Source organism: Streptomyces sp. NBC_01460 (assembly GCF_036227405.1).
In the GTDB taxonomy this organism is placed as follows: domain Bacteria; phylum Actinomycetota; class Actinomycetes; order Streptomycetales; family Streptomycetaceae; genus Streptomyces.
Genome location: NZ_CP109473.1, coordinates 1864553 through 1876943, shown reverse-complemented (window position 1 = coordinate 1876943; position 12391 = coordinate 1864553). Strand labels below are relative to the sequence as shown.

Below are 12391 nucleotides of genomic sequence, written 5' to 3'. Positions count from 1 at the left end.
GCTGGGCGTCTTCCCGAACCTGCGCCCCGCTAAGCAGTGGAACCGGTGCGAACAGGCGCTGACGTCCGTGCCCTCAGGCGGCCGCGGGCTCCGGCTGTGCCGCCGCCCCGGCGTCCTCGGCGGCCTGTTCGCGGTCGCGCTTCTCGCGGCGCACGAGAATGACCCAGCCCACGGGGACACCGGCGGCGAAGAGCCACCACTGGACGGCGTAGGCCATGTGGGGACCGATGGAGCTGTCGTCGGGTGCGGCGATCGTCTCGGGACTGCCGTCGGCGGGTTCGGGGGCGGTGAGCTCGACGTACCCGCCCAGCACCGGACGGCCGAGCAGGTGGGCCTGCTGGGCGCTGTTGATCAGCATCACCTGGCGGTCCGGCAGCCCCTGGAGGTCCTTGATGCCGCTGGCGCTCGTCGTCTCGTCCGCCTTGAGCCTGCCCTTGACGGTGACCTCGCCGCGCGGCGGTGCGGGCACCTTCGGGAAGGCCTGCTGGTCGTCGGCGGCGGGGACCCAGCCCCGGTTGACCAGGACGGTGCCGCCGCCCTTGAGCTCCAGGGGGGTCAGGACCAGGACGCCGATGCGTTCGTCCTGGGAGGTGCGGCGCCGTACGACCACCTCGTGCTCGGTGTCGAACGTCCCGGTGGCCGTCACGGCACGCCAGTAGTCGGAGCGGGGGACCGTGTGCCCGGGGGAGGTGAGGCGGGTGACCGGGGCCGGGTCCGCCTCGAGGTTCCGGGTGATCAGCGCGTTCTGCTCCACCCGGTGTTCATGCCGGTGCAGCTGCCAGAAACCCAGCTCGACCATCGTGGGGATCATGGCGAGGACGAGGAGGGCGAGAATCACCCACTGCCGGGTCAACAGGAAGCGGTACACCCCATGACCGTACAACCGGGGTCATGGGGTGCGGCACGGAGGGGTCCCCGTGCGGACGGGACGGACCGTCATACTTTGTCCACGATGCCCGCCCTTCCCTCGGCGCGGGCGCAGTGGCCGCCGCAGTACCAGTGACCGTCGACCTCGACGCCCTGGCCGATGACCTGGACCCGGCAGTGCTCACAGATGGGCGCCATGCGGTGGATGGCGCAGGAGAAGCAGTCGAAGACATGCACCGCGCCCTGCGCGTGCACCTCGAAGGACATCCCGTAGTCGTTCCCGCAAACCTCACAACGTGCCATGCGCCACAGGGTGGGACGCCGGGCGGCGGCGGGCGAGCGGGTGCCGGGCGAGTCGCCGCCGGTTCACTCCGATGACGGTGAGGGCTTCGGCACGGTGGCCGTCCTCGCCGGTGCCACGTCCCTCAGCAGATGGGTGAAGGCGCTCTCCTCCAGGATCGGCGTGCCGAACGACTTGGCCTTCACCGTCTTGGACGTCGCCGAGTCCGGGTCGTTGGTGACGAGCAGGCTCGTCAGCCGCGACACGCTGGTCGCCACGTGGAGCCCCGCCTCCACGGCACGGTCCTCCAGGAGCTCCCGGTCGACGGAGGTGTCTCCGGAGAACGCCACACGCATGCCCTGCATGAGTGGTTTGTCCGACTCGTACCGCCCGGGGTTCGGATAGGGGCACGCGGGGCGCTTGCGCGAGGGGCGCCAGCTGCCCGATGCCGGCGCGGGCCGGTAGCCGGAGCGCGGGGTGACCGGGGAGTCGTACCACTCCGTCAGCGGGCGGCACTCCAGCAGCGGCAGCCGCACGCCGTCCCGGGCCGCCGCGTGAAGGCTGGGGCGGAACGCCTCGGCCAGCACCCGGGCGTCGTCCAGCGCGTGGTGCGCGCGCTGCTGGACCACGCCGAAGTGCGCGGCCAGCGACTCCAGCTTGTGGTTGGGCAGGGGGAGCCGCAGCTCCTTGGAGAGCGCGATGGTGCACAGCCGCTGCTCGACGGGCGCGGTGACCGCGGCGCGCGCGTACTCGCGGGCGATCATCGACCAGTCGAACGCGGCGTTGTGGGCGACCAGCACCCGTCCGCTGAGCCGCTCGGACAGCTGTGCCGCGACCTCCGGGAAGAGCGGGGCGCCCTCCAGGACGTCGCTGGTCAGCCCGTGGATCCAGACGGGGCCCGGGTCCCTCTCCGGGTTCACCAGCGTGTACCAGTGGTCCTCGACGTCGCCTCGCGCGTCCAGGCGGTAGACGGCAGCGGACACTATCCGGTCGTCGCGGGCGAGTCCGGTGGTCTCCACGTCGACGACCGCGTACCCCTGGGGATACGCGGCCGGCCACGGCGCTGCGGTCTGACGGTCGTCGAGCATGGTCACAGAGAATACGGGCCGGGACCGACAGCGACCTATCCGGGCGTCGTCGTCGGCGAACCCGGTGACGTCGGCGAGCAGTTGGCAGGGGCGGCGGGGACGCCGGCCGGGGATGCGCCCGGGGCGGGCGCGGTGAGACGCTCCCGGGGTGACGGAGACACAGGCGCAGACGCACGACGAACCCCACCGGGGCGGGCTCGGCACCCGGCTCAACTGGCTGCGGGCCGCGGTGCTCGGTGCCAACGACGGTGTGGTCTCCACGGCCGGCCTCGTAGTCGGCGTGGCCGGCGCCACGGGTGACCGCTCCACCCTGCTGACGGCCGGCCTGGCCGGGCTGCTGGCGGGGTCCCTGTCGATGGCGGCCGGCGAGTACGTGTCGGTGTCCACCCAGCGCGACTCCGAGAAGGCCGCGCTGGCGACGGAGGAGCGGGAGCTGGAGGAGACCCCGGAGGCCGAGCTCGCCGAACTGACCGGGCTGCTGGAGGAGAAGGGGCTGAGCAACGAGCTGGCCCGGGAGGCCGCCCTCCAGCTCACGGAGCGGGACGCGCTCCGTGCCCACGCCGAGGTCGAGCTGGGCATCGACCCGGACGAGCTGACCAACCCGTGGCACGCGGCGGGAGCGAGCTTCCTCGCCTTCACGGTGGGCGCGCTGCTGCCGCTCCTGGCGATCGTCCTGCCCCCGCCCTCGGCGCGCCTGCCCGTCACCGTGCTCTCCGTGCTCGCGGCGCTGGCCCTCACGGGCTGGGGGAGCGCCCGGCTGGGCGAGGCCGCGGCGGGGCGTGCGGTGGCGCGGAACATGGCCGGGGGAGCGCTGGCCATGGGGGTGACCTACGCGGCGGGGGTGCTCCTGGGGGCGGCGGGGGCGTGATCCCGGCCGGATCGGCGCAACATCGGTACCGGGTGAGCTCGTTCCTCCCGCTCGGTCAGGTGCGTGCCGGAAATCCTGCGGCGGGGCTGTTGGCAGAACCCGCCAAACGGTGATGACGTCCCGTCTCACATACTTGTCGGTAACAACGTCTATGCCCGGCACCCGGGACGGCTCTACGGTGCTCGCATGGAGCCGAACCTGCCCGATGTCGTGCTGTGGTCGATCCCGGCCTTCGTCCTGCTCACCGTCCTCGAAATGGTGTCCTACCGACTGCACCCGGACGAGGACGCCGCCGGGTACGAAGCCAAGGACGCCACCACCAGCGTCACCATGGGACTCGGCAGCCTGGTCTTCGACCTGCTGTGGAAGATACCCGTCGTCGCGATCTACGCGGCCGTCCACGAGCTGACCCCGCTGCGCGTCCCGGTCCTGTGGTGGACGGTCCTGCTGATGCTCCTCGCACAGGACTTCTTCTACTACTGGTCCCACCGCGGCCACCACGTCATCCGGCTCCTGTGGGCCTGCCACGTGGTCCACCACTCCAGCCGGAAGTTCAACCTCACCACGGCACTGCGCCAGCCCTGGACCTCGCTCACCTCCTGGCCGTTCTACCTCCCGCTCATCGCCCTGGGCGTCCACCCGGCCGCCCTGGCCTTCTGCTCCTCGGCCAACCTCGTCTACCAGTTCGGCGTGCACACCGAGCGGATCGACAAGCTGCCCCGGCCCTTCGAGTACGTCCTGAACACCCCCTCGCACCACCGGGTGCACCACGCCTCCCAGGGCGGCTACCTCGACCGCAACTTCGGCGGGATCCTCATCGTCTGGGACCGGCTCTTCGGCTCGTTCGCCGCCGAGACCGAGCGCCCCGTCTTCGGGCTCACCAAGAACATCGACACCCACAACCCGTTCCGCGTCGCCACCCACGAGTACGCCGCCATCGCCCGCGACGTACGCGCGGCCGCCACCTGGAGCGAGCGGGCGGGGCGGATCTTCCGGGGACCGGGCTGGCAGCCGTCGCGCGCCGTCGGAGCCGCGCCGGCCGCACCGGTGCGGCCGCCGGCCGTCACCGTCCCGCCGCACGCCGCCACCGAGCGCACCGGATGACCCCCCGCGCCGGCGCACCCCGGCTCGCACGCCCTCTGCTGGTCGCCTTCCTGGCCGTCTCCGCCGTCCATCTGGCCGGGCTCCTCGCCGGGCAGGACGCCGTGCACGTGGCCACCAAGCCGCTGCTGATGCTTCTGCTCGCCGGCTACGCCGCGGCCCGCGGCGGTCCCCGGCTGCTGATCGCCGCACTGCTCTGCGGCTGGGCGGGGGACGTGCTGCTGATGCCCGACGCGGAGCCCGCGTTCCTCGCGGGGATGGGCCTCTTCGCCGCGGGCCACGTCTGCTACCTGCTGCTCTTCGGCCGTGCCCCCGTGCGACCGGTCACCGGCCTCGTGTACGCCGTCGTGCTCGTGGTCTTCGTCGTCCTGCTCTGGCCGGGGCTGCCGGGCGGAATGCGCGTCCCGCTGACCGGCTACAGCCTGCTGCTCACGGCGATGGCGTGGCGGGCCGGCGTCCTCGGCCGGTACGCGGCCCTCGGAGGCGCCCTCTTCCTGTTCTCCGACGCCCTCATCGCCACCGGCATCGCGGAGTGGCCGCAGCTGCCCGCCCACAACTTCTGGATCATGCTGACCTACACAGGGGCGCAGTACCTGCTCACCCGGGGAGCGCTCGATGTTCCCAAGGATTCCACCGGCGCCGCCCCCGGGGCGTACCGTGAGGGGAGTATCAGAATCTGAGACGATCGAGGATCCCCACCCATGCGCGCCACAGTCATCCACGCCCCCCACGACATCCGCGTCGAGGAGGTGCCCGACGCCGCGGTCCAGCAGCCCACGGACGCCGTCGTGCGGGTCCTGCGGGCCTGTATCTGCGGCAGCGACCTGTGGGCCTACCGGGGCGAGTCCGCCCGGCAGCCCGGTCAGCGCATCGGCCACGAGTTCCTCGGCGTCGTGGAGGAGACCGGCTCCGGGGTCAACGGCTTCGCCGTGGGCGACCTCGTCGTCGCCCCCTTCGTCTGGTCCGACGGCAGCTGCGCGTACTGCGCCGAGGGGCTCACCACCTCCTGCCCCCAGGGCGGGTTCTGGGGATCGGTCGGCTCCGACGGCGGCCAGGGCGAAGCGGTCCGTGTCCCGTTCGCCGACGGCACCCTGGTCAGGCTCCCGGCGGCCGCCGCGTCCGACGACCGGCTGCTCACCGCGCTCCTCGCGCTCTCCGACGTCCTGGGCACCGGCCACCACGCCGCGCTCGGCGCGGGCGTGAAGCCCGGCAGCACCGTCGCGGTCGTCGGTGACGGCGCGGTCGGCCTCTGCGGCGTCATGGCGGCCAAGCGGCTCGGCGCCGAGCGGATCATCGCGCTGGGCCGCCATCAGGCCCGGACCGACATCGCCCGTGCCTTCGGCGCCACCGACGTGGTGGCGGAGCGCGGCGAGGCGGCGCTCGCGGCCGTGCGGGAACTGACGCGCGGCGAAGGCGCCCACGGCGTGATCGAGGCGGTCGGCACCGAGGAGTCGATGCGCACGGCCATCGGCATCGTCCGTGACGGCGGTTCCGTCGGATACGTCGGGGTCCCGCACGGCAGCGGCACCGGGATCGACCTCGACGTGATGTTCGACCGGAACATCGCCCTGCGGGGCGGCGTCGCCCCCGTGCGTACGTACATCCCGGAGCTGCTCCCCGACGTGCTGGACGGCACCATCGACCCGTCACCGGTCTTCGACCTGTCCGTCGGGCTCGAGGGTGTTCCGGGCGGCTACAAGGCGATGGACGAGCGCACGGCCCTCAAGGTCCTCATCAAGCCGTAGCGGTACGCGGGAGGGGCCGGGGACAGCTGTCCCCGGCCCCTCCTTCACGCCCTACCCGCAGATCGCCTCACCCGCGGGCCGGTTCACCTGCGGACCGCGTCCAGCGCGTCCACGACACCGGCTCCGTAGAAGCCGTTGTACTGCTTGCCGCCCTCGCAGACCGCGTCGACGGTGCCGTCCTTGTCGATGTCGTACGGCGCGCCGCACGCGGTGGCGTCCGCCTGGTGCGTCAGCAGGGCCTTCACCAGGCCCGCCGAGGCGTGCGGGTGGGTCGACTTGACCAGGGCCGCGACGCCCGCGACGTGCGGGGACGCCATCGACGTACCGGCCATGTAGCCGAATCCGCCACCGGGCAGGGTGGACAGGATCAGACCGTTGTCGGCCGGTGCCTCCGGCGCCTGGTAGCGCGTCGAGTCACCGCCCGGGGCGGCCACGTCGATGACCCCGAGACCGTAGTTCGAGTAGGAGGACTTGAGGTTTTTCGCACCGGTCGCGGAGACCGTCACGACACCCGGCACCATGGTCGGGATGTCGGGGCAGGCGCTCGGGTCGACCGTGCGCGTGACCGGATTCGTGTCGTTCGGGCTCGTCGAGTCCTCGATGGCGTCGAGGGCCAGGTCGTGGTCGGAGTTGCCGGCCGCGGCGACGTTGACCACGCCCTTGCGCTCCGCGTACCGGGTGGCGCGGGTGACCGCCTCCACCAGGGCGCCCTGGTCCGGGTCGTTCTTGCAGTTGAACAGCCACGGGTCGGTGTAGTAGCTGTTGTTGGTGACGTCGACGCCGTGCTCGGCGGCCCACACGAAGCCGCAGACCACGGCCTCGGTGTAGAAGAATCCGGCAGGCGTGGACACCTTGATGCCGGAGACCTTCACACCCGGCGCCACACCGGTGACGCCCGTGCCGTTCTTCGCCGCGGCTATGGTGCCCGCGACATGCGTACCGTGAGGGCTCTCACCCGCCGCGGGCCGCCAGGCGCCGTCCGTGGTGTCCGGGGCCCCGGACACACAGTTCACCGAGGCCTTGCGGTCGAAGTTCGGGGCCAGGTCCGGGTGCGTGTCGTCCACACCCGTGTCGATGACGGCGACCGTGACCTTGCTGCTGCCGAGCGACTTCTTGTGCGCCTTGTCCGCCTTGATGGCGGGCAGGTCCCACTGCAGGGGCTCCAGCGGGTCCTGGCCCGCCACCGCGTCGTTCGACGCCTCCCGCGCCTGGCCGGCGCTCAGGGGCTGCTCGACCCCGATGTCCTTCGTCGCCTGCGGAACGATCGGGTCGGTGCGCGTGGCGCCCGCCGACTGGACGCCCCTGGCCTTGCGGATCGTCGCGCCGAAGTCCGGGTTCTGCGAGTGGACGACGATGACGCCTATCGTGTCGTACGACGTCACGACGGTTCCGCCGGCCGCGGATATCGCCTTCCGTACCTGTTTGACGGTGCCGTGGCCCGCCCGCGTGTTCACGACGTACGACAGCTTCGGGCCGTCCGCGGGAACCGACGCCGCGGGCCCGTCCGCGGGTGCCGCGGACGCGGCACCCGTCGGGAGGAAGCCCAGCGAGGCCGTGAGCGCGAGTCCGACGGGCAGCGTGAGTACGCGAGTCCGTCTGGATGCCAGATGAGCCATGGGTTCTCCACATCATCCGTGCCGTGGGGCCGGACACAGGTGTGTCCGGTCCGGTACATGACCAGTGAAGTTATCGCTGATCTTCCCGGAGCATCAATGAATACGGGCAAGTGAGTTCGAGGTGTGACCTGTGGGAGTCGTGTCCACGGGAGCCCACGGGAGAAGACCGAACCTGCGGTGAACCGCTTCGCCACGCTCTCCGTGCCGTTGCACAGGGAGCCGTGCGTCCAGCTCATCACCCCCGCAACGCAGAGGACTCCCCTTGAAATCCACCGTCCCCACCACCGCACCCGCGTCGCGAGGAGAATCCGTGGCCACCGAAGCACCGCCGCCCCAGAGCCCTGAGGGCGGCAGTCCCGTCCAGCCCACGACCGAGGCGTTCCTCGAGGCGCAGAACAGTGCGGAGTTCGCCGAACTGCGCCGCTCCCACCGGTCCTTCGCCTTTCCGCTGACCGTCGGCTTCATCGCCTGGTACCTGCTGTACGTGCTGCTGTCCAGCTACGCCGACGGCTTCATGAGCAAGGTCCTCTTCGCGAACTTCAACGTCGCCTTCGTGTTCGGCCTCGCCCAGTTCGCGACCACGTTCCTCATCGCCTGGTTCTACTCACGCCACGCCACGAAGACGCTCGACCCGCAGGCGGCGGCCATCAAGTCCCGTCTGGAGGCCGACGCATGAGCGCCGCGTACGCATCGCACGCCGTGACCCAGCTCGCCGCGTCGACCTCGTCGACGAGCGAGCACCGGCCGCTGATCATCACCCTGTTCGCGGTCTTCGTCGCCGCGACCCTGGGCATCACCGTCTGGGCCGGCCGCCAGACCAAGAGCGCCTCGGACTTCTACGCGGGCGGGCGGCAGTTCACCGCCTTCCAGAACGGCCTCGCCGTCTCCGGCGACTACATGTCGGCCGCGTCCTTCCTCGGCATCGCCGGTGCCATCGCGCTCTTCGGCTACGACGGCTTCCTCTACTCCATCGGCTTCCTCGTCGCCTGGCTCGTGGCCCTGCTGCTCGTCGCCGAACCGCTGCGCAACTCCGGCCGCTACACCATGGGCGACGTCCTCGCCTACCGGATGCGGCAGCGTCCCGTCCGCACCGCCGCTGGCGTCTCCACCATCGTCGTGTCGATCTTCTACCTGCTCGCCCAGATGGCGGGCGCGGGCGTCCTCGTCGCCCTGCTGCTCGGCATCACCAGCGACGCGGGCAAGATCCTCATCGTTGCCCTGGTCGGCGTGCTCATGATCCTCTACGTCACCATCGGGGGCATGAAGGGCACCACCTGGGTGCAGATGGTCAAGGCCGTCCTGCTCATCGCGGGCGCCCTGCTGATGACCCTGATGGTGCTGTGGAAGTTCGACTTCAACGTCTCCGACCTGCTCGGCACGGCCGCCGAGAAGAGCGGCCACGGCGCGGCCTTCCTGGAGCCCGGCCTCAAGTACGGCGCCACCGGCACCTCGAAGCTGGACTTCATCTCGCTCGGCATCGCCCTGGTGCTCGGGACGGCGGGTCTGCCGCACATCCTGATCCGCTTCTACACCGTGCCCACCGCCAAGGCCGCCCGGAAGTCGGTGAACTGGGCCATCGGCATCATCGGCGCCTTCTACCTGATGACGATCGCCCTCGGCTTCGGCGCCGCCGCCCTCATCGGGCCCGAGGAGATCAAGGCGAAGAACCCGGCCGGCAACGCCGCCGCACCCCAGCTCGCCGAGTACCTCGGCGGACTCGGCACCACCGGCGGCGCCGTCATGCTCGCCGTGATCTCCGCCGTCGCCTTCGCCACGATCCTCGCCGTGGTCGCCGGCCTCACCCTCGCCTCCTCGTCCTCCTTCGCCCACGACATCTACGCCAACGTCATCCGCAGGGGCAAGGCCACCGAGAAGGAGGAGATGCGCGCGGCCCGCTGGGCCACCGTCGCGATCGGCGTCGTCTCCATCGGCCTCGGCGCGATGGCCCGCGACCTGAACGTCGCCGGGCTCGTGGCGCTGGCCTTCGCCGTCGCCGCGTCGGCCAACCTGCCGACCATCCTCTACAGCCTGTTCTGGAAGCGCTTCACCACCCAGGGCGCCCTCTGGTCCATCTACGGAGGCCTCGCCTCGTCCGTCCTCCTGGTGCTGTTCTCCCCGGTCGTCTCCGGGAAGGCCACCTCGATGTTCCCGGACGTGGACTTCGCCTGGTTCCCGCTGGAGAACCCCGGCCTCATCTCCATCCCGCTGGGCTTCCTGCTCGGCTGGGTCGGTTCGGTCCTCTCCAAGGAGGAGCCCGACCGGGGCAAGTACGCCGAGCTCGAGGTCAAGTCCCTCACCGGCACCGGAGCCCACTGACCGGGCCCGCCGCACCCCACGGGGCCCCGTCGTAGAGACCTACGACGGGGCCCCGCCGCACCTCGTGTCAACCTGGCCCCCTCGATGTCACCGCTCTCGCGTAGTCTCGGAGATGTCAGACCGCAACCGCGGACATCACCGGGGGAGGGGGCCCACAGTGCTCATCGACACCTACGGCCGGGTCGCCACCGACCTGCGTGTATCACTGACCGACAAGTGCAATCTCCGCTGCACCTACTGCATGCCGGAGGAGGGCCTCCAGTGGCTCTCCAAGACCGAGCTGCTCAGCGACGACGAGATCGTCCGGCTCATCCGCATCGCCGTCACCACCCTCGGCATCACCGAGGTCCGCTTCACGGGCGGCGAGCCGCTGCTGCGTCCCGGCCTCGTCTCCATCGTCGAGCAGTGCGCGGCCATGGAGCCCCGCCCCAGGATGTCGCTCACCACCAACGGCATCGGCCTCAAGCGCACCGCGGCGGCCCTGAAGGCGGCAGGCCTGGACCGGGTCAACGTATCCCTGGACACCCTGCGGCCCGACGTCTTCAAGACGCTCACCCGCCGCGACCGGCACAAGGACGTCCTGGAAGGGCTGGAGGCCGCCCGTGAGGCCGGGCTCACCCCGGTCAAGGTCAACTCCGTCCTCATGCCCGGCCTCAACGACGACGAAGCCCCCGAGCTGCTCGCCTGGGCCGTGGAGAACGCCTACGAGCTCCGCTTCATCGAGCAGATGCCGCTCGACGCCCAGCACGGCTGGAAGCGCGACGGGATGATCACGGCAGGTGACATCCTGGCCTCGCTGCGCACCCGTTTCACCCTCACGGCCGAAGGGGACGAGGCGCGCGGATCCGCCCCCGCCGAGCGGTGGACCGTGGACGGGGGACCGCATCGCGTCGGCGTCATCGCCTCCGTGACCAGGCCCTTCTGCCGGGCCTGCGACCGCACCCGGCTCACCGCCGACGGACAGGTCCGCACCTGCCTCTTCGCCCGGGAGGAGACGGACCTGCGCGGAGCGCTGCGCTCCGACGCCCCCGACGAGGAGATCGCCGGCATCTGGAAGCTCGCGATGTGGGGGAAGAAGGCCGGCTCCGGTCTCGACGACCCCGCGTTCCTGCAGCCCGACCGCCCGATGTCAGCGATCGGCGGCTGAGGAGTCCCACTCCGCCAGCGTCACGACGTCCTTCAGGAAGCCGCGCACGCCGAGGAACGAGGACAGGTGTTCCCGGTGCTCGTCGCAGGCCAGCCACGTCTTGCGGCGCTCCGGGGTGTGCAGCTTCGGGTTGTTCCAGGCGAGCACCCACAGGGCATCGGCGCGGCAGCCCTTGGCGGAACAGACCGGCGCACCGGTGGCGCTCTCGGCGGAGGTATCGGGGAAGTTCACGGCTTCAACCCTACGGGCACCCGGACCGGGCCCCTTCGACGCATCCCCGCCGGAGAAAGGCGACGCCGAGCAGCCACGGGGGGAGCTGCCCGGCGTCGGTCCGTCGCTCCGACGGGGGATGCGGAGCGCTCACGAAGTATGCCACGGGGCCCGGGGTCCGGTGCACCGTAACGTCATGATTGATCTGAGCTCTCCCCGAGCTCCGTGGACCGCTTCCGGTCACTCCCCGTGAGGCGTACGGTCCGCGCGACCGGCGTCCCCGGGTTCCTCCACGGGCCCGGACACCGGGGCCGCGCCGAGCGCGGGCCGCATCGGTGCGGGCACGAACGTCGTCGGGAGCGAACGGGCGTTCTCACGACCGCCGTTGGCGATGACCACCGAGAAGTAGGGGAGCAGGACGCCCAGCGCGAGCGCCACCACGGCCACGTGCCTCTCGACGTTCCACAGGGTGGCGGCCAGTACCACGGCGACGGTGCGCACGGACATCGAGATGATGTAGCGCCGTTGCCGGCCACGCACGTCGTCGGCAAGTCCCTGCCGGGCGCCCGTGATCCGGAAAACCTCCGAGTCGCTCTGCTTCCGCATCGTGATTCCACCACCAGATCTCTGTGCTGGGCTTCCCCGGACCGCGCGGCTCCTACAGTACGCCGGGCGTCCGCGGCATTCGAGACCGGGTCGGGCCCCGACCGCACGGATCCCGGACGCGCTCCCACGTACGGCCCTGTCCGGCATGCGGCGTACGTCCTCCGGGCCGAGACTGGGCGAACGTGCGCACACCGCGCCGCACGAGGAGGCGATATGAGCTGGTTGTGGGCAATCATCGTGGGTCTGGTGCTGGGTGTGATCGCCCGGGCGATCCTTCCCGGCAAGCAGAACATCCCCCTCTGGCTGACGGCGGTGTTCGGCATCCTCGGCAGCATCCTGGGCAACGCCGTCGCGGGCTGGATCGGCGTCAGGGACACCGACGGCATCGACTGGACCCGCCATGTGCTCCAGCTGATCGGTGCCGTGGCCGTCGTCGGTGTCGGAGACATGCTCTGGCAGTCCATCAGGGGCAACCGGAACAAGCAGCAGAGAACCTGACCGATGTCACACAGCACCGCGGCCGGCCACGCTTCGCGCGTGACCGGCC

14 protein-coding genes are annotated in these 12391 nt (G+C 71.1%); 8 read left to right on the top strand and 6 right to left on the bottom strand.

The genetic code is table 11. The features are described 5' to 3' along the window. Positions 1-73: 73 nt before the first annotated feature. From OG488_RS08365 to OG488_RS08355, 3 genes are all read right to left on the bottom strand, one after another. Complete coding sequence (locus OG488_RS08365) at positions 74-868, bottom strand: SURF1 family cytochrome oxidase biogenesis protein (RefSeq protein ID WP_329227359.1); 795 nt, start codon at positions 866-868, stop codon at positions 74-76. A gap of 68 nt (positions 869-936) precedes the next feature. Next, positions 937-1170 (bottom strand): hypothetical protein, encoded by a 234-nt coding sequence (locus OG488_RS08360; protein ID WP_073747930.1) that lies wholly within the window; start codon positions 1168-1170, stop codon positions 937-939. Between the two features lie 63 nt (positions 1171-1233). Then, positions 1234-2241 carry a DEDDh family exonuclease gene (locus OG488_RS08355; RefSeq protein ID WP_329227358.1) on the bottom strand — a complete coding sequence of 336 codons (1008 nt, stop codon included), beginning with the start codon at positions 2239-2241 and terminating at the stop codon, positions 1234-1236. Between the two features lie 142 nt (positions 2242-2383). On the opposite strand from OG488_RS08355, the gene OG488_RS08350 reads away from it, so the two are divergent. From OG488_RS08350 to OG488_RS08335, 4 genes are all read left to right on the top strand, one after another. After that, positions 2384-3103 (top strand): VIT1/CCC1 transporter family protein, encoded by a 720-nt coding sequence (locus OG488_RS08350; RefSeq protein WP_329227357.1) that lies wholly within the window; start codon positions 2384-2386, stop codon positions 3101-3103. 186 nt (positions 3104-3289) lie between these two features. Then, complete coding sequence (locus OG488_RS08345; RefSeq protein ID WP_329227355.1) at positions 3290-4207, top strand: sterol desaturase family protein; 918 nt, start codon at positions 3290-3292, stop codon at positions 4205-4207. Further along, positions 4204-4884: a lysoplasmalogenase gene (locus tag OG488_RS08340; protein WP_329227353.1), complete on the top strand. Its 681-nt coding sequence runs from the start codon at positions 4204-4206 to the stop codon at positions 4882-4884. The genes OG488_RS08345 and OG488_RS08340 overlap by 4 nt, the downstream gene beginning before the upstream one ends. Before the next feature lie 21 nt (positions 4885-4905). Beyond that, positions 4906-5949, top strand: a complete 1044-nt coding sequence (locus OG488_RS08335; RefSeq protein WP_329227351.1) for a zinc-dependent alcohol dehydrogenase family protein — start codon at positions 4906-4908, stop codon at positions 5947-5949. 83 nt (positions 5950-6032) lie between these two features. Here OG488_RS08335 and OG488_RS08330 read toward each other — a convergent pair whose 3' ends face one another. Continuing rightward, positions 6033-7565 carry a S8 family peptidase gene (locus OG488_RS08330; protein WP_329227349.1) on the bottom strand — a complete coding sequence of 511 codons (1533 nt, stop codon included), beginning with the start codon at positions 7563-7565 and terminating at the stop codon, positions 6033-6035. A gap of 310 nt (positions 7566-7875) precedes the next feature. Here OG488_RS08330 and OG488_RS08325 point away from each other — a divergent pair, with 310 nt between their 5' ends. The 3 genes from OG488_RS08325 to moaA all read left to right on the top strand — a co-directional run bounded on the left by OG488_RS08325 (position 7876) and on the right by moaA (position 11028). Next, positions 7876-8241 carry a DUF485 domain-containing protein gene (locus tag OG488_RS08325; RefSeq protein WP_329227347.1) on the top strand — a complete coding sequence of 122 codons (366 nt, stop codon included), beginning with the start codon at positions 7876-7878 and terminating at the stop codon, positions 8239-8241. Next, complete coding sequence (locus OG488_RS08320; protein WP_329227345.1) at positions 8238-9881, top strand: solute symporter family protein; 1644 nt, start codon at positions 8238-8240, stop codon at positions 9879-9881. The genes OG488_RS08325 and OG488_RS08320 overlap by 4 nt, the downstream gene beginning before the upstream one ends. A 157-nt stretch (positions 9882-10038) precedes the next feature. Next, a complete protein-coding gene (gene moaA / locus OG488_RS08315; RefSeq protein ID WP_329227343.1) occupies positions 10039-11028 on the top strand; it encodes a GTP 3',8-cyclase MoaA in 990 nt (329 codons plus the stop codon). Here moaA and OG488_RS08310 read toward each other — a convergent pair. Together OG488_RS08310 and OG488_RS08305 are read right to left on the bottom strand one after the other, a co-directional pair. Continuing rightward, positions 11011-11259 carry a hypothetical protein gene (locus OG488_RS08310; protein WP_329227341.1) on the bottom strand — a complete coding sequence of 83 codons (249 nt, stop codon included), beginning with the start codon at positions 11257-11259 and terminating at the stop codon, positions 11011-11013. The two genes, moaA and OG488_RS08310, sit on opposite strands and share 18 nt — an antisense overlap. Before the next feature lie 219 nt (positions 11260-11478). Further along, positions 11479-11844, bottom strand: coding sequence for a DUF3099 domain-containing protein (locus tag OG488_RS08305; protein ID WP_329227339.1), 366 nt, complete (start codon positions 11842-11844; stop codon positions 11479-11481). 213 nt (positions 11845-12057) lie between these two features. Here OG488_RS08305 and OG488_RS08300 point away from each other — a divergent pair, with 213 nt between their 5' ends. Next, entirely contained in the window at positions 12058-12342 is a 285-nt protein-coding gene (locus OG488_RS08300) for a GlsB/YeaQ/YmgE family stress response membrane protein (RefSeq protein WP_329227337.1), read from the top strand. The last annotated feature ends 49 nt before the right edge of the window (positions 12343-12391 follow it).